Below are 22,427 nucleotides of genomic sequence, written 5' to 3' on the forward strand. Positions count from 1 at the left end.
ATGCGTTGGCAGTGTAGCGCTGACAACTGGCGATCGGTAAAACGGTCGCCTTGCCACGCAAAGAACGGTACCTTCTGGTGCCAATGGGATGGTAAGGAGTTAATTGTGAAAAAGTGGTTATTAGCTGCAGGTCTCGGTTTAGCGATGGCAACTTCTGCTCAGGCAGCAGACAAAATTGCAATCGTCAACATGGGTAATTTGTTCCAGCAGGTTGCACAGAAAACGGGTGTTTCTGCGACTCTGGAAAACGAATTCAAAGGCCGTGCAAGCGAACTGCAGGGTATGGAAAACGATCTTCAGTCCAAAATGCAGCGTCTGCAGCGTGATGGTTCTACCATGAAAGCAAGCGACCGCAGCAAACTGGAAAAAGACGTAATGGCTCAGCGCCAGACGTTCTCCCAGAAAGCGCAGGCTTTCGAGCAGGATCGTCAGCGTCGTTCTAACGAAGAACGCGGCAAGCTGGTAACTCGCATTCAGACTGCTGTTAAAGCAGTGGCTGCCGATCAGAGCATCGATCTGGTTGTTGATGCGAACGCCGTTGCTTATAACAGCAAAGATGTTAAAGACATCACCGCTGATGTTCTGAAACAGGTTAAATAAGTAATGCCTTCAATTCGACTGGCTGATTTAGCTCAGCAGTTGGATGCAGAATTACACGGTGATGGCGATATCGTCATCACCGCTGTTGCGTCCATGCAATCTGCTAAAGCTGGCACGATTACCTTCATGGTAAGCCCTAAGTACCGTGAGCAACTGGCTCAATGCCAGGCGTCAGCTGTTGTTCTGACGCAGGACGATCTTCCATTTGCCGCTGTAAGCGCGCTGGTAGTGAAAAACCCCTACCTGACGTATGCACGCATGGCTCAAATTCTTGATACCACGCCGCAGCCGGCCCAGAACATTGCTGCCAGCGCAGCGATTGATCCGACGGCTAAGCTGGGTAACAACGTCGCCGTTGGCGCGAATGCGGTTATCGAATCCGGCGTTGTGCTGGGCGATAACGCCGTCATTGGCCCGGGTTGCTTCGTTGGGAAAAATACGAAAATCGGCGCCGGGACCCGTTTATGGGCCAACGTGTCCGTTTATCATGATGTTGAAATTGGCGAAAATTGCCTCGTCCAGTCCAGTACCGTCATTGGTTCTGATGGCTTTGGTTACGCTAACGATCGCGGTAACTGGGTTAAGATCCCGCAGCTTGGTCGCGTTATTATTGGCGATCGCGTGGAGATCGGTGCCTGTACCACCATTGACCGTGGCGCACTTGACGACACGATCATTGGCAATGGTGTTATCATCGATAACCAGTGCCAGATTGCGCATAACGTTGTGATTGGCGACAATACCGCGGTTGCGGGTGGCGTCATCATGGCAGGCAGCCTGAAAATTGGCCGTTATTGCATGATTGGCGGTGCGAGCGTGATTAATGGCCATATGGAAATATGCGACAAGGTCACCGTGACGGGAATGGGCATGGTAATGCGTCCTATCACTGAACCTGGCGTCTACTCCTCAGGCATTCCGCTACAACCCAACAAGGTATGGCGTAAAACAGCAGCTCTGGTGATGAACATTGATGATATGAGCAAGCGCCTCAAGTCTCTTGAGCGTAAGATCGATCAACAAGATTAAGCGTCATCCGTTGAACGCTATTTTTCCCGGCCTGTCGGCTTTCTAATAAACCGGCAGGCCGTGTTATTATTGTTATCAGTATATTTTGACAGGAAGAGTATTTTGACTACTGACACTCATACTCTGCATATTGAAGAGATTTTAGAACTTCTGCCGCACCGCTACCCGTTTCTGCTGGTAGACCGTGTGCTGGATTTTGAAGAAGGTCGTTTTCTGCGCGCAGTGAAAAATGTTTCCGTGAACGAGCCGTTCTTCCAGGGGCACTTCCCTGGTAAGCCTATCTTCCCGGGTGTGTTGATTCTGGAAGCGATGGCTCAGGCTACCGGTATTCTGGCGTTTAAAAGCGTCGGCAAACTGGAGCCAGGTGAGCTGTATTACTTCGCGGGTATTGATGAAGCGCGCTTTAAGCGCCCTGTCGTGCCTGGTGATCAGATGATCATGGAAGTCACTTTTGAAAAAACGCGTCGTGGCCTGACTCGCTTCAAAGGCGTAGCGCTGGTTGACGGCAAAGTTGTTTGTGAAGCGACGATGATGTGTGCTCGTAGCCGGGAGTCCTGATACGTGATTGATAAATCCGCCTTTATTCATCCTACCGCTATTGTGGAAACCGGTGCCATCATTGGTGCTAACGTCCACATTGGCCCGTTTTGTATTGTTGGACCCCATGTCGAAATTGGTGAGGGTACAGTACTGAAATCTCACGTTGTCGTGAATGGTCACACGACCATTGGCTGCAATAACGAGATCTATCAGTTCGCTTCCATCGGCGAAGTTAACCAGGATCTGAAATATGCTGGTGAGTCGACCCGTCTGGAAATTGGCGATCGTAACCGTATTCGCGAAAGCGTCACCATTCATCGTGGAACAGTACAGGGTGGTGGGTTGACGAAGGTGGGCAGCGATAACCTGTTTATGGTTAATGCGCATATTGCGCACGACTGTACTGTGGGTGACCGCTGTATTCTTGCCAACAACGCAACGCTGGCGGGACACGTATCGGTTGATGACTTCGCAATTATTGGCGGCATGACCGCAGTCCATCAGTTCTGCATCATTGGTGCGCACGTGATGGTTGGCGGATGCTCCGGTGTGGCGCAGGACGTCCCACCGTATGTGATTGCGCAGGGCAACCATGCCACGCCGTTTGGCGTGAACATCGAAGGCCTCAAGCGTCGTGGTTTTAGCCGCGAAGCGATTACTGCTATCCGCAACGCGTACAAACTGCTGTACCGTAGCGGTAAAACGCTGGAAGAGGCGAAGCCGGAAATTGCCGAGCTGGCGAATAAGCACCCGGAAGTGAACGCGTTCATGGAATTCTTTGACCGTTCAACAAGGGGTCTGATTCGTTAATGGTCGACAGTCGTCCGCTTACGATAGCCCTGGTCGCCGGAGAAACCTCCGGCGATATTCTTGGTGCCGGTCTCATCCGCGCGCTTAAGGCACGTGTACCCAATGCTCGCTTTGTCGGCGTTGCTGGCCCGCTGATGCAGGCCGAAGGCTGTGAAGCCTGGTATGAAATGGAAGAGCTGGCCGTGATGGGCATCGTTGAGGTGCTGGGGCGGCTACGCCGTTTGCTGCACATACGTGCCGATCTTACCCGTCGCTTTACCGAACTCAAACCCGATGTGTTTGTCGGTATCGATGCACCTGATTTCAACATTACCCTCGAAGGGAATCTGAAAAAGCAGGGCATTAAAACCATTCACTACGTCAGTCCGTCCGTCTGGGCGTGGCGACAGAAACGCGTTTTCAAAATCGGACGGTCCACCAACCTGGTGCTGGCTTTCCTGCCTTTCGAAAAAGCGTTTTACGACAGATTTAATGTTCCGTGCCGTTTTATCGGTCATACTATGGCGGATGCGATGCCATTGGATCCGGATAAAAACGCGGCGCGCGACGCGCTGGGCATCCCGCATGATGTGCACTGTCTGGCACTGCTGCCAGGCAGCCGTGGTGCAGAAGTGGAGATGCTGAGCGCCGATTTCCTCAAAACAGCGCAAATTCTTCGCCAGACCTATCCGGATCTTGAAGTGGTTGTTCCGCTGGTGAATGCCAAACGCCGCGAGCAGTTTGAGCGCATCAAAGCGGAAGTCGCCCCGGATCTTCACGTCTGTCTTCTGGACGGTAAAGGGCGGGAAGCGATGTATGCGAGCGATGCCGCGCTGCTGGCCTCCGGTACGGCGGCGCTGGAATGCATGCTGGCGAAATGTCCTATGGTGGTCGGTTATCGTATGAAGCCGTTCACTTTCTGGCTGGCAAAACGTCTGGTGAAAACGGATTATGTCTCCCTGCCAAACCTGCTTGCCGGGCGCGAGCTGGTGAAAGAGCTGCTGCAGGATGAGTGCCAGCCGCAGGCGCTTGCCGATGCACTACTGCCGCTGCTCGCCAACGGCAAGACCAGCCACCAGATGCACGATACCTTCCGCGAACTGCATCAATTGATCCGCTGTAATGCTGATGAGCAAGCGGCTGATGCGGTGCTGGAGCTAGCAAAATGATGGAATTTGTTTATCCTCACACTCGCCTTGTGGCGGGCGTGGATGAAGTAGGTCGTGGTCCGTTAGTGGGGGCCGTGGTGACCGCTGCGGTGATCCTCGATCCGGCTCGGCCGATCGTCGGGCTGAACGACTCTAAAAAATTGTCTGAAAAGCGCCGTCTGGCGCTGTTTAGTGAGATTCAGGAGAAGGCGCTGGCCTGGAGCCTGGGACGCGCTGAACCGCATGAAATAGACGAGCTGAATATTTTGCATGCTACGATGCTGGCGATGCAGCGAGCGGTAGCAGGCCTGAAAATTTCACCGGAATATGTCCTGATTGACGGCAACCGCTGTCCGGCATTGTCCATGCCTTCAATGGCGGTCGTAAAAGGCGATAGCCGGGTCGCAGAAATTAGCGCAGCTTCTATTATTGCCAAAGTGACGCGCGACGCCGAAATGGCCGCGCTGGATCTCACTTACCCTCAGTATGGTTTCGCCCAGCATAAGGGGTATCCCACACCTTTCCATCTGGAAAGGCTGGCTGAACATGGCGCAACCGAACACCATCGGCGCAGTTTTGGCCCGGTGAAACGCGCGCTGGGACGGGTGTCCTGAATCAATACGCAAGCAATTAAGTAACGCGGAATCTGAAGATGGCTGAACCACGTTTCGTACACCTGCGGGTGCATAGCGACTACTCCATGATCGATGGGCTGGCGAAGACCGGGCCGCTGGTAAAAAAGGCGGCCTCCCTTGGCATGCCCGCGCTGGCGATCACCGATTTTACCAACCTGTGTGGCCTGGTGAAGTTCTACGGAACGGCGCACGGCGCGGGGATGAAGCCTATCGTCGGCGCAGATTTTCATGTGCAGAGCGATCTCATCGGCGATGAAATGACGCAAATCTCCGTGCTGGCGATGAACAACACGGGCTATCAAAACCTCACTCTGCTTATCTCAAAAGCCTATCAGCGCGGATATGGTGCGCTGGGCCCGTGGATCGACAGGGACTGGCTGGCGGAGCTGAACGAAGGGCTGCTGCTGATCTCTGGCGGCCGCATGGGGGATGTCGGTAAATGCCTGCTGCGCGGCAATGGCGCGCTGGTGGATCAATGCGTCTCGTTTTATGAAGAGTATTTCCCGGATCGTTATTATCTGGAGCTGATCCGCACCGGTCGCCAGGACGAAGAGAGCTATCTGCATGCGGCGGTCGCACTTGCGGAAGAACGCGGTCTGCCCGTTGTCGCGACAAACGATGTGCGGTTCCTCGAGCCGGGAGATTTTGACGCTCACGAAATTCGCGTTGCGATCCACGATGGCTTCACGCTCGACGATCCGAAACGGCCGCGTAATTACTCCGCTCAACAGTACATGCGCAGCGAGGAGGAGATGTGTGACCTCTTCTCCGATATCCCCGAAGCGCTGGAAAACAGCGTGGAGATCGCAAGGCGCTGTAACGTTACCGTCCGCCTCGGCGAATACTTCCTGCCGCAGTTCCCGACGGGTGACATGACCACGGAAGATTTCCTGGTCGTGAAATCTAAAGAAGGTCTGGAAGAGCGTCTGGAATTCCTGTTCCCGGATGAGGCCGTTCGCAAAGAGAAGCGGCCGCCGTACGATGAGCGCCTGGATATTGAACTCCAGGTCATCAACCAGATGGGCTTCCCGGGCTACTTCCTGATCGTAATGGAGTTTATCCAGTGGTCGAAGGATAACGGCGTACCGGTCGGACCGGGACGAGGCTCCGGTGCGGGCTCTCTGGTAGCGTATGCGCTGAAAATTACCGACCTCGATCCGCTGGAATTCGACCTGCTGTTCGAACGTTTCCTTAACCCGGAACGTGTTTCTATGCCCGACTTTGACGTCGACTTCTGCATGGAGAAACGCGACCAGGTAATCGAGCACGTTGCCGATATGTACGGCCGTGATGCGGTATCGCAGATTATTACGTTCGGTACGATGGCGGCGAAGGCGGTTATCCGCGACGTCGGCCGCGTGCTGGGCCACCCGTACGGGTTTGTCGATCGCATCTCTAAACTGGTGCCGCCCGATCCGGGCATGACGCTGGCAAAAGCGTTTGAAGCCGAACCTCAGCTGCCGGAAATCTACGAAGCTGACGAAGAAGTGAAAGCGCTGATCGACATGGCGCGCAAGCTGGAAGGCGTGACGCGTAACGCCGGTAAGCATGCGGGGGGCGTGGTTATCGCCCCGACCAAAATTACCGACTTCGCGCCGCTCTACTGCGATGAAGCGGGTGAGCATCCGGTTACTCAGTTTGATAAGAACGACGTAGAATACGCAGGGCTGGTGAAGTTTGACTTCCTCGGCCTGCGTACGCTGACGATCATCGACTGGGCGCTGAAGATGATCAACCCGCGCCGGGAAAAGCAGGGCCTTGAGCCCATAGACATTGCCGCCATCCCGCTGGATGACAAGAAAAGTTTCGACATGCTGCAGCGCTCGGAGACGACAGCCGTCTTCCAGCTTGAATCCCGCGGCATGAAAGACCTGATTAAACGTCTGCAGCCCGACTGCTTCGAAGATATGATCGCGCTGGTCGCCCTGTTCCGTCCGGGCCCACTGCAGTCAGGGATGGTAGATAACTTTATCGACCGTAAGCACGGTCGCGAAGAGATTTCCTATCCGGACGTTCAGTGGCAGCATGAAAGCCTCAAGCCGGTGCTGGAGCCCACCTACGGCATCATCCTGTACCAGGAACAGGTTATGCAGATCGCCCAGGTGCTTTCCGGTTATACCCTCGGCGGCGCGGACATGCTGCGTCGTGCAATGGGTAAGAAAAAGCCGGAAGAGATGGCCAAGCAGCGCTCCATCTTTGAAGACGGGGCGAAGAAAAACGGCGTTGACGGCGAGCTGGCGATGAAAATCTTCGACCTGGTGGAGAAATTCGCCGGGTACGGATTTAACAAATCCCACTCCGCCGCCTATGCTTTGGTGTCGTATCAAACGCTGTGGCTGAAAGCGCACTATCCTGCTGAATTTATGGCGGCGGTGATGACGGCCGATATGGACAACACCGAGAAGGTGGTTGGCCTGGTGGACGAGTGCTGGCGCATGGGGCTTAAGATCCTGCCGCCGGATATTAACTCAGGGCTCTACCACTTCCACGTCAATGACGACGGAGAGATCGTTTACGGGATCGGCGCGATCAAAGGCGTGGGCGAAGGCCCTATCGAGGCGATCATCGAAGCGCGTAACAACGGCGGGTATTTCCGCGAGCTGTTCGATCTTTGCGCCCGTACCGATACCAAAAAACTGAACCGTCGCGTGCTGGAAAAACTGATCATGTCCGGCGCGTTTGACAGGCTGGGGCCGCACCGCGCCGCGCTGATGAATTCCCTCGGCGACGCCCTGAAAGCGGCGGATCAGCACGCAAAAGCGGAAGCCATTGGTCAGGCGGATATGTTCGGGGTGCTGGCGGAAGAGCCAGAGCAGATCGAACAGTCTTATTCCAACTGCCAGCCGTGGCCAGAACAGGTGGTACTGGATGGGGAGCGTGAGACGTTAGGCTTGTACCTGACGGGACACCCGATCAACCAGTACATCAAAGAAATTGAGCGCTATGTCGGCGGCCACAGGCTTAAAGACATGCATCCGACAGAACGTGGTAAAATCACCACGGCTGCGGGGCTCGTGATTGCCGCAAGGGTTATGGTCACCAAGCGCGGCAATCGTATCGGCATCTGTACGTTGGATGACCGTTCCGGGCGTCTGGAGGTGATGTTGTTCACCGACGCGCTGGATAAATACCAGCAATTGCTGGAAAAAGACCGCATACTTATCGTCAGCGGACAGGTCAGCTTTGATGACTTCAGCGGGGGGCTTAAAATGACCGCCCGCGAAGTGATGGACATTGACGAAGCCCGGGAAAAATATGCTCGCGGGCTTGCTATCTCGCTGACGGACAGGCAAATTGATGACCAGCTTTTAAACCGACTCCGTCAGTCTCTGGAACCCCACCGCTCGGGGACAATTCCAGTACATCTCTACTATCAGAGGGCGGATGCACGTGCGCGGTTGCGCTTTGGTGCAACGTGGCGTGTCTCTCCGAGCGATCGTTTACTGAACGATCTCCGTGGCCTCATTGGTTCGGAGCAGGTGGAACTGGAGTTTGACTAATACAGGAATACTATGAGTCTGAATTTCCTTGATTTCGAACAGCCGATTGCTGAGCTGGAAGCGAAAATCGATTCTCTGACAGCGGTAAGCCGTCAGGATGAAAAACTGGATATTAACATCGACGAAGAAGTGCATCGTCTGCGCGAGAAAAGCGTAGAGCTGACGCGCAAAATCTTTGCCGATCTCGGCGCATGGCAGGTGGCCCAGCTGGCCCGCCATCCACAGCGTCCGTACACCCTGGATTATGTCCGCCTGGCGTTTGACGAATTTGACGAACTGGCAGGCGATCGCGCATACGCTGACGATAAAGCTATCGTTGGCGGTATCGCGCGTCTGGACGGACGCCCGGTGATGATCATTGGTCATCAGAAAGGTCGTGAAACCAAAGAGAAAATCCGTCGTAACTTCGGTATGCCAGCACCAGAAGGCTACCGTAAAGCCCTGCGTCTGATGGAGATGGCTGAGCGTTTCAACATGCCAATCATCACCTTCATCGACACCCCAGGTGCATACCCTGGCGTGGGCGCGGAAGAGCGCGGTCAGTCTGAAGCCATCGCGCGCAACCTGCGCGAGATGTCTCGTCTGAAGGTGCCGGTCATCTGTACCGTTATCGGTGAGGGTGGTTCCGGCGGCGCGCTGGCGATCGGCGTGGGTGATAAAGTGAATATGCTGCAGTACAGCACCTATTCCGTTATCTCCCCGGAAGGCTGCGCGTCCATTCTGTGGAAGAGCGCTGACAAAGCGCCGCTGGCTGCAGAAGCAATGGGTATCATTGCGCCACGCCTGAAAGAGCTTAAGCTGATCGATTCCATCATCCCGGAACCGCTGGGTGGAGCGCATCGTAAGCCGGAAGTGATGGCGGCTTCTCTGAAAGCGCAGCTGCTGGCCGATCTGGCAGACCTGGACGTGCTGAGCAAAGACGATCTGCTCAACCGCCGTTACCAGCGCCTGATGACCTACGGTTACGCGTAAGCTTCACAATTATCTGAAAAGCCGCACAATGTTGCGGCTTTTTTTATACCTGCGGTTTAGCCGGACTATGCTTAGCTAATGTTTTTAAAGGAGGAAGCCCATGAATATCATTGCCATTATGGGGCCACACGGCGTCTTTTATAAAGATGAGCCGATTAAGGAGCTTGAGCACGCCCTGCAGTCGCGCGGGTATCAGCTAATCTGGCCGCACAACAGCGCCGACCTGCTGAAGTTCATCGAGCATAATCCACGTATCTGCGGCGTGATCTTCGACTGGGATGAATATGACCTCGAACTGTGCAGCGATATCAACAAGCTGAACGAATATCTCCCGCTGTACGCGTTTATTAATACCCACTCAACCATGGACGTCAGCGCCAATGATATGCGTATGGCGCTGTGGTTCTTTGAATATTCCCTCGGCGTGGCGGAAGATATTGCGACCCGAATTCAGCAATACACGAATGAATATCTCGATAACATCACTCCGCCCTTTACCCGCGCGCTCTTTACCTACGTGAAGGAGGGGAAATATACCTTCTGTACGCCAGGCCATATGGCGGGGACGGCCTACCAAAAAAGCCCGGTGGGCTGCCTGTTCTATGATTTCTTCGGTGGCAACACGCTGAAAGCGGACGTGTCGATTTCAGTCACCGAATTAGGCTCTCTGCTGGATCACACCGGCCCGCATCTGGAAGCCGAAGAGTATATCGCCCGCACCTTTGGGGCCGAGCAGAGCTATATGGTGACCAACGGCACCTCGACCTCGAACAAAATCGTCGGGATGTACGCTGCGCCTGCGGGCAGCACCTTGCTGATTGATCGTAACTGCCATAAATCGCTGGCTCACCTGCTGATGATGAGCGACGTCGTACCGCTCTGGCTTTCGCCCACGCGTAACGCGCTCGGTATTCTTGGCGGCATTCCGCGCCGGGAGTTCACCCACGAAGCCATTGAAAGCAAGGTCGCGGCAATTCCTGGCGCAAGCTGGCCTGTCCATGCGGTGATCACCAACTCCACCTACGACGGTCTGCTGTACAACACGAACTGGATCAAAAAGACGCTTGACGTGCCGTCGATCCACTTCGACTCCGCGTGGGTGCCGTACACCAATTTCCACCCGATTTACGCGGGGAAAAGCGGAATGAGCGGTGAACGCGTGCCGGGGAAAGTGTTCTTCGAAACGCAGTCGACGCATAAAATGCTGGCGGCGTTTTCCCAGGCTTCGCTTATTCACATCAAAGGCGAGTACGACGAAGACACATTCAACGAAGCCTTTATGATGCATACCACCACCTCACCGAGCTACCCGCTGGTGGCCTCCATTGAAACGGCCGCGGCAATGCTGCGCGGCAATCCGGGCAAACGTCTCATCAATCGTTCGGTGGAACGTGCGCTGCATTTCCGCAAAGAGGTTCAGCGGCTGAAAGATGAAGCCGACGGCTGGTTCTTTGATATCTGGCAGCCGGAAGAGATTGATGAAGCAGAATGCTGGCCCGTCTCGCCCGGCGAAGACTGGCATGGCTTCCGGGATGCCGATAGCGACCATATGTTCCTCGACCCGGTTAAAGTGACGATCTTGACGCCGGGGATGGATGAGCAGGGCATAATGAGCGAGGAAGGTATTCCGGCCGCGCTGGTCGCGAAATTCCTTGATGAACGTGGCGTGGTGGTGGAGAAAACCGGTCCCTATAACCTGCTTTTCCTGTTCAGCATTGGGATCGACAAAACCCGGGCGATGGGATTGCTGCGCGGGCTGATGGAGTTTAAGCGAGCCTACGATCTCAACCTGCGGGTGAAGAACATGCTGCCGGATCTCTACGCGGAGGATCCTGACTTCTATCGTAATATGCGTATTCAGGATCTGGCCCAGGGGATCCACAGGCTGATCCGTCAGCACGATCTGCCGCGTCTGATGCTTCAGGCGTTCGATGTCTTACCCGAGATGAAATTTACCCCGCACAAGGCATGGCAGCGCCAGGTGAAAGGGGAGGTCGAAACCGTTGAGCTGGAAAACCTGGTCGGGCGCGTATCGGCTAACATGATCCTGCCTTACCCGCCGGGCGTTCCGCTCCTGATGCCGGGAGAGATGATTACCGAAGAGAGTCGGGCCGTGCTCGATTTCCTGCTGATGCTCTGTTCGGTAGGGCGTCACTATCCCGGTTTTGAGACGGATATCCACGGTGCGAAGCGCGACGAGAACGGCGTTTACTGGGTGCGAGTCCTAAAATAAGGGTGACCGCTTGCCAGGCGCGGGTTTTCGGTTGTAACGTTCAGGCATCATAAAAAGGAGAAGCTATGCTGGGTTTAAAACAGGTTCATCATATTGCGATCATTGCGACCGATTACGCGAAAAGTAAGGCCTTTTACTGCGACATCCTGGGCTTTACGCTCATGAGCGAGGCCTACCGCGAGGAGCGTGACTCCTGGAAGGGCGACCTGGCGTTAAACGGGCAGTATGTGATTGAACTGTTCTCTTTTCCTTTTCCCCCTGCGCGTCCGTCCCGGCCGGAAGCCTGTGGCCTGCGTCATCTTGCCTTCAGCGTCGATGACCTGGATAGCGCAGTTAAGCATCTGGAAGCGCACGGCGTGACGTGTGAAGCGATCCGCGTCGATCCGTTCACCGACAAGCGCTTTACCTTTTTCAACGATCCGGACGGCCTGCCGCTGGAGCTTTATCAGCAGTAATCTTCGTCCTGTGTGATAATGCCCGCTCAGTTCGGGCATTTTTTATGTGTAATTCCCTATGACCTTACCCGCTATCGCACACGCAGTTTCACCGTACCGCCAGCTGCTGGTGGGGTTTAGCGGTGGCCTGGATTCTACCGTGTTGCTGCATCGCCTTAAGCTTTGGCGCGATCGGGAACCTGACGTCCAGCTACGGGCGATGCATATTCATCACGGATTAAGTCCTCACGCAGAGGAGTGGGTGGCGCACTGCGAAGCCTTGTGTGCAGCCTGGTCGATCCCGCTCATCGTTGAGCGCGTTATGCTTGCGGAGGAAGGACTGGGCATCGAGGCGCAGGCACGTAAAGCCCGCTATGCCGCGTTTGCCGGGGCATTACGTACTGGAGAAGCGCTGGTCACGGCCCAGCATCTGGACGATCAGTGCGAAACCTTTCTGCTGGCGCTTAAGCGGGGCAGCGGGCCAGCGGGGCTTTCTGCCATGCCGGCGCGTTCGGCATTTGCCGGCACAACGTTACTGCGCCCGCTGCTTGGCGAGACGCGTGCCTCACTGGAAGCCTGGGCGCGAGAGCATCAGCTGAGCTGGATCGAAGATGAGAGTAACCAGGATGACGGCTATGATCGTAACTTCCTGCGTCTGCGCGTCCTCCCGCTATTGAGCGAGCGCTGGCCGCATTTCGCCGACGCGACGGCAAGAAGCGCCATGCTGTGCGCCGAACAGGAATCGCTGCTGGACGAGCTGTTAAGTGACGAACTCGCTGAACTGATTTCAAAAGACGGAGCGCTGGCCATTGCACCGCTGACAGCGATGAGTCCGGTGCGTCGCGCTGCGCTGCTACGACGCTGGCTGGCCTCTCATGATGCTACGATGCCGTCGCGGACAATGCTGAGCCGTATCTGGGACGAAGTCGCTCTGGCGCGGGATGATGCTTCCCCGTGCGTCCACCTGAACGGGTTTGAGGTTAGACGCTATAAAGGGGAGCTCTGGTGGATAAAATCCATGCCCTCGCTGACCAATGTCGTGCTCGACTGGCTTTCTCCTGACGCGCCCCTGATATTGCCCTGTGAGGCAGGACGCGTTTCTCTCCTGTCGTCTGGTCATGTGCGGCTGCCGAAGCCCGATGAACCGGTCACCGTGCGCTTTAAGGCTGGCGGCATGCTGCATATCGTCGGGCGCAACGGGGGCCGGAAGCTGAAGAAAATATGGCAGGAGTGTAACGTGCCGCCGTGGCTGCGCGACACCACGCCGCTGCTGTTCTACGGTGAAGCGCTGATTGCTGCTGCAGGGGTGTTCATCACGGAAGAGGGGTGGTCAGAAGAGGGTGTCCGTTTTGAGTGGCAGAAAGCGTAACGGGCAGCCAGGCTGCCCGTTAGTGTCATCAGGATTCGCTCACCACGACGGTGCCGATTTGCGGGTGGCTGAAGCTGGCTATTTTGTCCAGACGCAGCTCACGCGTCGCACCGGCATCTTCCACTATCAGGTATTCCACATTTTTACGTGAAACCAGATCGCTGGCTTTCGCCTTCAACACTTCGCCATCTTTTAGCTCCAGCGTCAGTAATAAATGATGCTGGCAGGCGAGTTCGAGGTTGTCATAGTCATCACAATTGATGGGTTGATAAGTATCATTCATCGACATAATCGCTCACCAGTAAATTCGCCGCAGCATACGCTGCTTTTTCCCTGACCGACTCTGAAAGGCTCTCATCAGAGGCCACTTCATTAAGCACTTTCAATACACAGCCCAACGCGTCCGGGACATACCCCAGATCTCCGCTGGCGATTTCCGCATACCGTTTGCGAATTAACTCACAATAATTATTCACATCCCCTCCCGCCAGCGCACTGACTTACTGTGAGATATCATTAAGCCTACGAAGATAAACTCGGTTTAGCAAGGTGACTATACCATACTCATTTAAGCAATATCAGCGCCTTGATAGCGGTGTATTTATCACCCCATAACAGCCTTTTGCCGTGGTTTTCGCTACAATGAGTGCCTGATTCGAATGGAGTTCTCTCATGGCGCTGAAAGCGACAATTTATAAAGCAGTGGTCAATGTGGCCGATCTGGATCGCAACCAGTTCCTCGACGCGTCGCTTACGCTGGCACGCCACCCCTCCGAAACCCAGGAGCGCATGATGCTGCGCCTGCTGGCATGGATTAAGTATGCCGACGAACGTCTGCAGTTTACCCGTGGGTTAAGCGCAGAAGACGAGCCTGAAGCCTGGCTGCGCAACGATCATCTGGGTATCGATTTGTGGATAGAACTCGGCCTGCCGGACGAGCGCAGAATTAAAAAGGCCTGCACCCAGTCCGCTGAAGTGGCTTTATTCGCTTATAATCAGCGCGCTGCGGAGATTTGGTGGCAGCAAAACAAGAGCAAGTGCGGACAGTTTAAAAATCTCACGGTCTGGTATCTGGATGATGAGCAGCTGGCGCAGCTGAGCGAGTTCGCCAGCCGGACCATGGTTTTGCAGGCGACGATTCAGGATGGCGCCATCTGGCTCTCTGACTCTCAGAATAATCTGGAAATTCATTTAACGGCGTGGCAACCCGCGTCATGATCGTCTTGTCCCGAAACGTCAGCATTCCTGACAACGAGCTGGAGATCACCGCCATCCGTGCGCAGGGGGCTGGCGGGCAGCACGTCAATAAGGCGTCGACGGCTATCCATTTGCGTTTTGACATTCGGGCCTCAAGCCTGCCAGAGTATTATAAAGAAAGCCTGCTTGCCGCCAGCCATCACCTGATCACCAGCGATGGCGTGATTGTGATCAAAGCCCAGGAGCACCGCAGCCAGGAGCTCAACCGGGAAGCGGCGATAGCCAGGCTGGTGGCGGTTATCAAAGAGTTAACGGCAGTACAAAAAAGCCGCCGGGCAACGCGGCCAACCCGCGCATCGAAAGAGCGTCGGTTGTCCTCGAAGGCCCAAAAATCCACAGTGAAAGCACTACGCGGTAAAGTTCGTCGCCCGACAGAGTGACGAAAGGGAACACACTTTTCATAAGGAATTCATTGTGAAAAAAGTATTATGGTCAGCGCTGGCAGCGAGTACGCTGTTTGCGCTTTTTGGGTGTAACAACCGCTCCGAAACGCAGGTTTTACAACCCACGCAAACGGAAGAATTAAAACCAATGCAGCAAAGCTGGCGCGGCGTATTGCCTTGCGCGGACTGCGAAGGCATTGAAACGTCGCTGTTCCTGCAAAAAGATGGCACCTGGGTGATGAATCAGCGCTATCAGGGCGCAAAAGAGCCTTCTTCTTTTGCAGCTTATGGAACATGGGCGCGTACGGCGGAGAAGCTGGTCCTGATGGATACCACCGGTGAGAAAACCTTTTTCCGCGCTAAAGGCGAGGGGATGGAGATGCTTGACCGCGAAGGCAACCCGATTGAATCCCAGTTCAACTACACGCTGGCGCCGGTAAAAGCGGCTCTGCCTGCCACGCCGATGGCAATGCGGGGGATGTACTTCTATATGGCGGATGCGGCGATCTTTACCGATTGCGCAACCGGCAAGAAGGTTAGCGTGGCAAACAATGCGCAGCTTGAACGTGATTACGCTGTGGCGCGCGGTAATGACAGCAAGCCGATATTGCTGACGGTGGATGGTCACTTTACGCTGGAGCCAAACCCGGATAGCGGAGAGATGGTGAAAACGCTGGTGGCGGATAAAGACGCGAAATTTGTAGCGGGTAAAGACTGTAACAGTAAATAAGCCGACGCTGAGCCATTAAAAAACCCCGCCTGAGCGGGGTTTTTTGTTTAGCCTTTGATGGCTTTCACCAGGTAATCAAGAATGTCGCCGGTCTTGATCATCTGTTTTTCGCCGCTGCGACGGTATTTGTATTCAATCTCATCGCTGTCGAGGTTACGGTCGCCGATGACGACGGTGTGCGGAATACCGATCAGTTCCATATCGGCAAACATCACGCCCGGACGCTCTTTACGGTCATCCATCAGCACTTCGATACCCTGAGCGCGCAGCTCGGAATACAGCTTCTCGGCCAGTTCCTGCACGCGGTAAGACTTGTGCATGTTCATTGGCAGAATGGCCACCTGGAACGGCGCAATATTGTCCGGCCAGACGATGCCGCGTTCGTCGTAGTTCTGCTCAATCGCCGCAGCCACCACGCGCGTCACCCCGATACCGTAGCAACCCATGGTCAGGATCTGGTTACGGCCATCTTCACCCTGAACAGCCGCATTCAGCGCGCGAGAGTATTTATCACCTAGCTGGAAGATGTGACCGACTTCGATGCCGCGCTTAATCATCAGGGTACCCTGGCCGTCCGGGCTTGGATCGCCTGCAACCACGTTACGGATGTCAGCCACTTCCGGCGTCGCCACGTCGCGATCCCAGTTGATGCCGAAGTAGTGTTTACCGTCGATGTTCGCACCGGCGGAGAAGTCGCTCATTGCAGCAACCGTGCGGTCAATAACAACCGGCACCGGCAGATTGACTGGACCCAGTGAACCTGGACCCGCATTCACGACGGCGCGGATTTCCGCTTCCGTTGCGAACGTCAGCGGGCTGGCTACCTGCGGCAGCTTTTCGGCTTTTACTTCGTTCAGCTCATGATCGCCACGCACCAGCAGGGCAACCAGCGGGTAAGCGCTGCCTTCGGTGGATTTTACCAGCAGCGTTTTCACGGTTTTTTCGACAGGCAGATTGAATTGCTCAACCAGCTCGGCAATGGTTTTCGCGTTTGGCGTATCAACCAGCGTCATCTCTTGCGTTGCCGCGCCGCGTGGCTCTTTTGGTGCCAGCGCTTCTGCAAATTCGATGTTCGCCGCGTAGTCTGAAGAGTCAGAGAAGATCACATCGTCTTCACCGCTCTGCGCCAGTACCTGGAACTCATGGGAGGCGCTACCGCCGATGGAGCCGGTATCAGCCTGCACAGCGCGGAAATCCAGACCCATGCGGGAGAATATTTTGCTGTATGCCGCGTACATTGCGTCGTACGTCTCTTGCAGGGATTCCTGAGAGGTATGGAAAGAGTAGGCATCTTTCATCAGGAATTCGCGAGAGCGCATGACGCCGAAACGTGGGCGAACTTCATCACGGAACTTGGTCTGGATCTGGAAGAAGTTCAGCGGCAGCTGTTTGTAAGAGCTCAGCTCGTTACGAATCAGGTCGGTAATGACTTCTTCATGCGTTGGGCCGAGAACGAACGGACGCTCGCCGCGATCGACGAAGCGCAGCAGTTCAGGACCATATTGCTCCCAACGGCCGCTCTCCTGCCACAGGTCAGCGGGCTGAACCACAGGCATGGACACCTCGATAGCACCGGCGTTGTTCATCTCTTCACGCACGATGTTTTCGACTTTTTTCAGGACGCGCACGCCGGTCGGCAGCCAGGTGTATAACCCGGAGGCCAGCTTGCGGATCATCCCGGCGCGCAGCATCAGCTGATGGCTGATCACTTCGGCGTCGGCAGGCGTCTCCTTCAGAGTGGAGAGCAGATATTGGCTAGTACGCATGTTGTTACGGTTCCATTTCGACGATTGGAACAGGCTGAAACACCAGCCTGACACAAAAAAAGTGGTTTAGTTTACCAGTGTGGCAAAGATGCCAAAAGAGAGGAGAACAAAATTACCTGGGTTCAAGGGCAAACACTTCAAAACCTGCTCCGGTGACGCGCCAGCGAACGTTGAATTCAAGCAGCCAGACGGCGTACGTTTTTCCTTCTTCCTCTTCTTTACGGTAGGCCGGACGCGGGTCCTGTGCCAGAACTTCGGTGATGAAATCCCGTAAGCGAGGATAGCGTTTCTCCAACTGACCGAGCTGCGCGGTTATCTCTGGCGTAAAATACACAGGCATATCCGCCTGCGGCGCGTCCTGAGCATAACTTGCACGCGCGTCCGGGAGCGCTTCGGCGAAGGGCAAATAGGGTTTTATGTCGATTACCGGCGTGCCGTCTACCAGGTCGAGGCTACCTAACTCAAGTATCACCCGATCTTTCTGGCAGCGTATGCCTTTCAGTTCAACCAGCGACATTCCAATCGGGTTTGGGCGGAAGGTCGAGCGCGTCGCAAACACGCCCATTCTCGCATTTCCGCCAAGACGAGGAGGGCGCACGGTAGGTCGCCAGCCGCCTTCCATCGTCTGGTGAAACACGAACACCACCCATAAATGGCTGAAAGCCTCGAGCCCGCGTACCGCATCGGCCTGATTGTAAGGCGCAATCAGGTGAAGCTCACCGCTTCCGCTGGTGACCAGACCGGGCTGGCGGGGGACGGCGAACTTCTCTTTATAAGGAGAGTGGATAACGCCTATCTGCTCGAACTGAAATGCACTCATTTCGCCGTGATGTTCAGCGCAGAACCGATGCAAACCGCCTGACGGTAGCAGCCCGGCGTGCCGCTGGTGACTTCGCAGCTGTGCAGCAGGACCGCGTTAGCTTTCATTTTTGCGGCATTAATCTGCATGCGTTTACGCGCTGTCGGAATATTCGGTGGTGAGTCCTGATTGGTCGCCTGGCAGGATTCGCCGCTCACTTCGCCCAGTTCACGGAACGGTTTACCGACGAGTTCGTCCGCTTTCGTGATAATGCGAACCGGCGCAGGGCGAACCACTTTCGGTTTCGCAGGCTCGGTCTTTGGCGGGGTTGCCGTGCTTTGAACAGGTTCAACGGGAGATCTGCTTAGCATAGAACAGCCGCTCAGCATGAGTGCTAAAAGACAGATCGGTAAAGCACGCATAATAGTTCCTCAATGGATAATCAAAACGTCAGATATTGAATCAGTTGACTGCACAAATGACAAGACGGGCATAAGCCCGTCCTGATGATATTACACTGAGGTGAGATTACCAGCCTTTAACAGCGCCGCCGTTAAACACTTTGTTGGCTTCCTGGTAAACTTCATCTGACTTATAGGCCTGAACGAATTTCTTCACGTTTTCCGCGTCCTTGTTGTCTTCGCGAGTCACGATCAGGTTAACGTACGGGGAGTCTTTATCTTCAACGAAGATACCGTCTTTGGCTGGCGTCAGGCCAATCTGGCTGGCATAAGTGGTGTTGATAACGGCCAGGGCAATCTGCGCATCGTCCAGAGAACGTGGCAGTTGCGGTGCTTCCAGCTCAACGATTTTCAGATTTTTCGGGTTCTCGGTGACGTCCAGAACGGTTGGCAGCAGGCCAACACCGTCTTTCAGTTTGATCAGGCCCACTTTCTGCAGCAGCAACAGGGAACGGCCAAGGTTAGTTGGGTCGTTAGGGACGGCAACCTGAGAGCCCGGCTGCAGTTCGTCCAGTGATTTAATTTTCTTAGAGTAACCGGCAATTGGATAAACGAAGGTGTTACCGACACCCACCAGTTTATAACCGCGATCTTTGATCTGCTGATCGAGATATGGCTTATGCTGGAAGGCGTTAGCGTCGATATCGCCTTTGCTCAGCGCTTCGTTCGGCAGAACGTAATCGTTAAAGGTTACCAGCTCCACGTCCAGGCCATATTTCTCTTTCGCCACTTTCTGAGCAACTTCCGCAACCTGCTGTTCTGCACCCACGATAACGCCCACTTTAATGTGGTTTGGATCTTTTTCATCCTGACCGCAACCCACCAGTGCCAGAGAGCCGATCAGCGCGCCTACTGCTGCGAAGGTCTTTAATTTAAACGCCATGTTTTATCCTTAACTCGTAGAGTTTGTGTTGTGTGTAACGTTATTTGTGAGTAACGGCCCGGACGATGCGATCGCCGGAGAACTGGATTAAATAAACCAGAACAACCAACAATACCAGTACGGTATTCATCACGGCCGCGTTATATCCAATATAGCCGTACTGGTAACCAATCTGACCTAAACCGCCAGCGCCAACTGCGCCACCCATTGCGGAATAACCGACCAGCGTGATGAGCGTGATTGTTGCCGCGTTTACCAGGCCTGGCAGTGCTTCCGGGAGCAGAACTTTGCGGACGATCTGCATCGGCGTTGCGCCCATCGCGCGTGAGGCTTCGATCAAACCGGTTGGAATTTCCAGCAGGGCGTTTTCCACCATACGGGCGATAAACGGCGCAGCCCCCACGGTCAGCGGAACAATGGCCGCCTGCAGTCCGATAGACGTTCCGACGATCACGCGGGTAAACGGAATCATCCACACCAGCAGAATAATGAAGGGAATAGAACGGAAGATGTTCACCAGCGCTGAGAGCGTACGGTACAGTTTCGCGTTCTCAATGATTTGACCCGGACGCGTCACGTACAGCAATACGCCGACCGGCAGGCCAATCACAAAACCAAAGAAGCCAGAGACAAAGGTCATTGCCAGCGTTTCCCAAACGCCGCGAACCAGCAGCCACATCATCGGCTCAGACATAACCCAGTACCTCTACTTTTACGTGGTGTTCCTGCAGCCAGGCAATTGCGGCCTGGGTTTCTTCTTGTGTGCCGTGCATTTCTGTCAGCATGATGCCGAACTTCACGCCACCTGCGTAATCCATCTGCGCGCTGATGATGTTGTTGTTCACGTTAAAGCGACGCGCGGTTTCGGAAAGCAGGGGAGCGTCAACGGACTGACCGGTGAACTCCATGCGCAACATCGGGACGCTGTCTGCCGTTGGTTCGGTTTTCAAACGCTCCAGATAATCTTCCGGAATATCCAGATGCAGCGTGGACTGGATAAACTGCTGTGCCAGCGGCGTCTTCGGATGCGAGAACACTTCACTTACCGTGTCCTGCTCGATCAGTTCACCGTTGCTGATGACCGCCACGCAGTCGCAGATGCGTTTCACCACGTCCATCTCATGCGTAATAAGGAGGATCGTCAGGCCCAGGCGACGGTTAATGTCTTTCAGCAGTTCCAGAATCGAACGCGTGGTGGCCGGATCCAGTGCGCTGGTGGCTTCATCGCACAGCAGTACCTTAGGGTTGCTTGCCAGCGCGCGGGCAATGGCCACACGCTGCTTTTGCCCACCGGACAGGTTTGCCGGGTAGCTATCATGCTTATCGCCCAGACCCACGAGGTCGAGCAGCTCGGTAACGCGACGCTTCACTTCTTCTTTCGGCGTGTTATCCAGTTCAAGCGGTAAGGCAACGTTGCCAAACACGGTGCGGGAAGCCAGCAGGTTAAAGTGCTGGAAGATCATGCCAATCTGACGACGCGCTTTGGTGAGTTCTTTCTCTGAAAGGGCGGTAAGTTCCTGGCCGCCAACTTCTACGCTGCCCTGGGTTGGGCGCTCAAGCAGGTTAACACAACGAATCAGCGTGCTTTTACCTGCACCCGATGCGCCAATGACGCCATAAATTTGACCAGCAGGAACATGCAGGCTGACGTTGTTCAGCGCCTGAATGGTTCGGTTCCCCTGCTGGAACACTTTGGTGATATTGGAAAGTTTAATCATTAGATTATTTTTATCGTATGTAAGTTAGCCGTGGCATTTTCTTCTGCCAGATACGGGTGATGACCGTAAACAAAACGGATGTTAAGGCATCCAGACGTCTAAATCAATCCAACTCTGTACGATGAGCACTTTATTGCGCTGCGATTCATGAGATACTAGTCGAACATGCCTTTTTCAGGAGCAAACCGGTGGCAAAATCAGTACCCGCAATTTTTCTCGATCGTGACGGCACTATTAATGTGGATCACGGTTATGTCCATGAGATTGATGAGTTCGAGTTTATCGAGGGCGTAATAGATGCCATGCGCCAGCTGAAAGAGATGGGTTATGCGCTGGTGGTTGTGACGAACCAGTCCGGTATTGCACGCGGTAAATTCACCGAAGCGCAGTTCGAGACGCTGACGGAATGGATGGACTGGTCGCTGGCCGACCGCGGTGTGGATCTCGATGGCATCTATTATTGTCCGCACCACCCACAGGGAACCGTAGAAGAGTATCGTCAGACCTGTGATTGCCGTAAGCCGCATCCGGGGATGTTCATCTCTGCGCAGGAGTTCCTGCACATTGATATGGCGGCTTCTTATATGGTGGGCGATAAACTGGAAGATATGCAGGCAGCAGCGGCAGCGGGTGTAGGAACCAAAATATTAGTTCGCACCGGTAAGCCAGTGACGCCAGAAGCAGAAAATGCAGCGGATTGGGTGATTAATAGCCTGGCCGATCTGCCAAAAGAGATTAAAAAGCACCAAAAATAGCCTTTTTGGCGAAAAGATGAGCGGTTGAAATAAAAATGCATTTTTCCGCTTGTCATTCCTCGGCGGCCCCCTATAATGCGCCTCCATCGACACGGCGGATGTGAATCACTTCACACAACAAGCGGTTCGGTTGAAGAGAAAAAATCCTGAAATAACGGGTTGACTCTGAAAGAGGAAAGCGTAATATACGCCACCTCGCAACGGTGAGCGAAAGCCGCGTTGCACTGCTCTTTAACAATTTATCAGACAATCTGTGTGGGCACTCAAAGTGACATGGATTCTTAATGTCTTCGGACAATAAATGAATACCAAGTCTCTGAGTGAACATACGTAATTCATTACGAAGTTTAATTCACGAGCATCAAACTTAAATTGAAGAGTTTGATCATGGCTCAGATTGAACGCTGGCGGCAGGCCTAACACATG

At 54.5% G+C, this 22,427-nt stretch carries 23 protein-coding genes; 15 read left to right on the plus strand and 8 right to left on the minus strand.

All coding sequences use genetic code 11. From position 1 onward, the window contains the following. Nucleotides 1-105: 105 nt before the first annotated feature. The 11 genes from skp to tilS all read left to right on the plus strand — a co-directional run bounded on the left by skp (nucleotide 106) and on the right by tilS (nucleotide 13,249). The gene (gene skp / locus NUX24_RS19220; protein ID WP_032644135.1) at nucleotides 106-600 is read left to right on the plus strand and encodes a molecular chaperone Skp; all 495 of its coding nucleotides are present in this window, start codon (nucleotides 106-108) and stop codon (nucleotides 598-600) included. Between the two features lie 3 nt (nucleotides 601-603). After that, a complete protein-coding gene (gene lpxD / locus NUX24_RS19225; RefSeq protein WP_257833479.1) occupies nucleotides 604-1,629 on the plus strand; it encodes a UDP-3-O-(3-hydroxymyristoyl)glucosamine N-acyltransferase in 1,026 nt (341 codons plus the stop codon). A gap of 102 nt (nucleotides 1,630-1,731) precedes the next feature. Beyond that, nucleotides 1,732-2,187 carry a 3-hydroxyacyl-ACP dehydratase FabZ gene (gene fabZ / locus NUX24_RS19230; protein ID WP_010426706.1) on the plus strand — a complete coding sequence of 152 codons (456 nt, stop codon included), beginning with the start codon at nucleotides 1,732-1,734 and terminating at the stop codon, nucleotides 2,185-2,187. Nucleotides 2,188-2,190: 3 nt separating this feature from the next. Further along, a complete protein-coding gene (gene lpxA / locus NUX24_RS19235; protein ID WP_023310462.1) occupies nucleotides 2,191-2,979 on the plus strand; it encodes an acyl-ACP--UDP-N-acetylglucosamine O-acyltransferase in 789 nt (262 codons plus the stop codon). Further along, complete coding sequence (gene lpxB / locus NUX24_RS19240; protein ID WP_257833482.1) at nucleotides 2,979-4,127, plus strand: lipid-A-disaccharide synthase; 1,149 nt, start codon at nucleotides 2,979-2,981, stop codon at nucleotides 4,125-4,127. The genes lpxA and lpxB overlap by 1 nt, the downstream gene beginning before the upstream one ends. Then, complete coding sequence (gene rnhB, locus NUX24_RS19245) at nucleotides 4,124-4,720, plus strand: ribonuclease HII (protein WP_257833483.1); 597 nt, start codon at nucleotides 4,124-4,126, stop codon at nucleotides 4,718-4,720. The genes lpxB and rnhB overlap by 4 nt, the downstream gene beginning before the upstream one ends. Before the next feature lie 38 nt (nucleotides 4,721-4,758). Continuing rightward, nucleotides 4,759-8,241 carry a DNA polymerase III subunit alpha gene (dnaE, locus tag NUX24_RS19250; RefSeq protein ID WP_257833485.1) on the plus strand — a complete coding sequence of 1,161 codons (3,483 nt, stop codon included), beginning with the start codon at nucleotides 4,759-4,761 and terminating at the stop codon, nucleotides 8,239-8,241. A 12-nt stretch (nucleotides 8,242-8,253) separates the two neighbouring features. After that, complete coding sequence (gene accA, locus NUX24_RS19255) at nucleotides 8,254-9,213, plus strand: acetyl-CoA carboxylase carboxyl transferase subunit alpha (RefSeq protein WP_023310466.1); 960 nt, start codon at nucleotides 8,254-8,256, stop codon at nucleotides 9,211-9,213. Nucleotides 9,214-9,313: 100 nt separating this feature from the next. Further along, on the plus strand, nucleotides 9,314-11,446 hold the full coding sequence (locus NUX24_RS19260; RefSeq protein ID WP_047651467.1) for a lysine decarboxylase LdcC: 2,133 nt from the start codon (nucleotides 9,314-9,316) through the stop codon (nucleotides 11,444-11,446). A gap of 65 nt (nucleotides 11,447-11,511) precedes the next feature. After that, nucleotides 11,512-11,901, plus strand: a complete 390-nt coding sequence (locus NUX24_RS19265; RefSeq protein WP_029741193.1) for a VOC family protein — start codon at nucleotides 11,512-11,514, stop codon at nucleotides 11,899-11,901. A gap of 58 nt (nucleotides 11,902-11,959) precedes the next feature. After that, on the plus strand, nucleotides 11,960-13,249 hold the full coding sequence (gene tilS, locus NUX24_RS19270) for a tRNA lysidine(34) synthetase TilS (RefSeq protein ID WP_257833489.1): 1,290 nt from the start codon (nucleotides 11,960-11,962) through the stop codon (nucleotides 13,247-13,249). 28 nt (nucleotides 13,250-13,277) lie between these two features. On the opposite strand, the gene rof is transcribed toward tilS, so the two are convergent. Then, nucleotides 13,278-13,538 carry a Rho-binding antiterminator gene (gene rof, locus NUX24_RS19275; protein ID WP_008501890.1) on the minus strand — a complete coding sequence of 87 codons (261 nt, stop codon included), beginning with the start codon at nucleotides 13,536-13,538 and terminating at the stop codon, nucleotides 13,278-13,280. Next, nucleotides 13,525-13,725 (minus strand): YaeP family protein, encoded by a 201-nt coding sequence (locus tag NUX24_RS19280; RefSeq protein ID WP_008501889.1) that lies wholly within the window; start codon nucleotides 13,723-13,725, stop codon nucleotides 13,525-13,527. Before NUX24_RS19280 ends, rof begins: the two co-directional genes overlap by 14 nt. Nucleotides 13,726-13,921: 196 nt before the next feature. On the opposite strand from NUX24_RS19280, the gene NUX24_RS19285 reads away from it, so the two are divergent. The 3 genes from NUX24_RS19285 to nlpE are packed head-to-tail and all read left to right on the plus strand — an operon-like array spanning nucleotide 13,922 to nucleotide 15,619. Further along, nucleotides 13,922-14,467 carry a YaeQ family protein gene (locus NUX24_RS19285; RefSeq protein WP_023310470.1) on the plus strand — a complete coding sequence of 182 codons (546 nt, stop codon included), beginning with the start codon at nucleotides 13,922-13,924 and terminating at the stop codon, nucleotides 14,465-14,467. Beyond that, entirely contained in the window at nucleotides 14,464-14,886 is a 423-nt protein-coding gene (gene arfB / locus NUX24_RS19290; RefSeq protein ID WP_193807333.1) for an alternative ribosome rescue aminoacyl-tRNA hydrolase ArfB, read from the plus strand. Before NUX24_RS19285 ends, arfB begins: the two co-directional genes overlap by 4 nt. Nucleotides 14,887-14,920: 34 nt before the next feature. Further along, nucleotides 14,921-15,619 carry an envelope stress response activation lipoprotein NlpE gene (nlpE, locus tag NUX24_RS19295; protein ID WP_257833493.1) on the plus strand — a complete coding sequence of 233 codons (699 nt, stop codon included), beginning with the start codon at nucleotides 14,921-14,923 and terminating at the stop codon, nucleotides 15,617-15,619. 47 nt (nucleotides 15,620-15,666) lie between these two features. Here nlpE and proS read toward each other — a convergent pair whose 3' ends face one another. The 6 genes from proS to metN all read right to left on the minus strand — a co-directional run bounded on the left by proS (nucleotide 15,667) and on the right by metN (nucleotide 21,246). Then, the gene (gene proS, locus NUX24_RS19300; RefSeq protein WP_214577018.1) at nucleotides 15,667-17,385 is read right to left on the minus strand and encodes a proline--tRNA ligase; all 1,719 of its coding nucleotides are present in this window, start codon (nucleotides 17,383-17,385) and stop codon (nucleotides 15,667-15,669) included. Nucleotides 17,386-17,497: 112 nt separating this feature from the next. Next, nucleotides 17,498-18,205, minus strand: a complete 708-nt coding sequence (gene tsaA, locus NUX24_RS19305) for a tRNA (N6-threonylcarbamoyladenosine(37)-N6)-methyltransferase TrmO (protein ID WP_257833495.1) — start codon at nucleotides 18,203-18,205, stop codon at nucleotides 17,498-17,500. Continuing rightward, nucleotides 18,202-18,606 carry an Rcs stress response system protein RcsF gene (gene rcsF, locus NUX24_RS19310; RefSeq protein ID WP_008501883.1) on the minus strand — a complete coding sequence of 135 codons (405 nt, stop codon included), beginning with the start codon at nucleotides 18,604-18,606 and terminating at the stop codon, nucleotides 18,202-18,204. The genes tsaA and rcsF overlap by 4 nt, the downstream gene beginning before the upstream one ends. 106 nt (nucleotides 18,607-18,712) lie before the next feature. After that, a complete protein-coding gene (gene metQ / locus NUX24_RS19315; protein ID WP_257833497.1) occupies nucleotides 18,713-19,528 on the minus strand; it encodes a methionine ABC transporter substrate-binding lipoprotein MetQ in 816 nt (271 codons plus the stop codon). Nucleotides 19,529-19,568: 40 nt separating this feature from the next. After that, the gene (locus NUX24_RS19320) at nucleotides 19,569-20,222 is read right to left on the minus strand and encodes a methionine ABC transporter permease MetI (RefSeq protein ID WP_257833499.1); all 654 of its coding nucleotides are present in this window, start codon (nucleotides 20,220-20,222) and stop codon (nucleotides 19,569-19,571) included. Beyond that, entirely contained in the window at nucleotides 20,215-21,246 is a 1,032-nt protein-coding gene (gene metN / locus NUX24_RS19325) for a methionine ABC transporter ATP-binding protein MetN (protein WP_023334590.1), read from the minus strand. The genes NUX24_RS19320 and metN overlap by 8 nt, the downstream gene beginning before the upstream one ends. Before the next feature lie 188 nt (nucleotides 21,247-21,434). Here metN and gmhB point away from each other — a divergent pair, with 188 nt between their 5' ends. Beyond that, nucleotides 21,435-22,001: a D-glycero-beta-D-manno-heptose 1,7-bisphosphate 7-phosphatase gene (gene gmhB / locus NUX24_RS19330; RefSeq protein ID WP_063145202.1), complete on the plus strand. Its 567-nt coding sequence runs from the start codon at nucleotides 21,435-21,437 to the stop codon at nucleotides 21,999-22,001. Nucleotides 22,002-22,427 lie beyond the last annotated feature (426 nt).

Source organism: Enterobacter sp. HG048, assembly GCF_024702055.1.
Taxonomy (GTDB): domain Bacteria; phylum Pseudomonadota; class Gammaproteobacteria; order Enterobacterales; family Enterobacteriaceae; genus Enterobacter; species Enterobacter dykesii.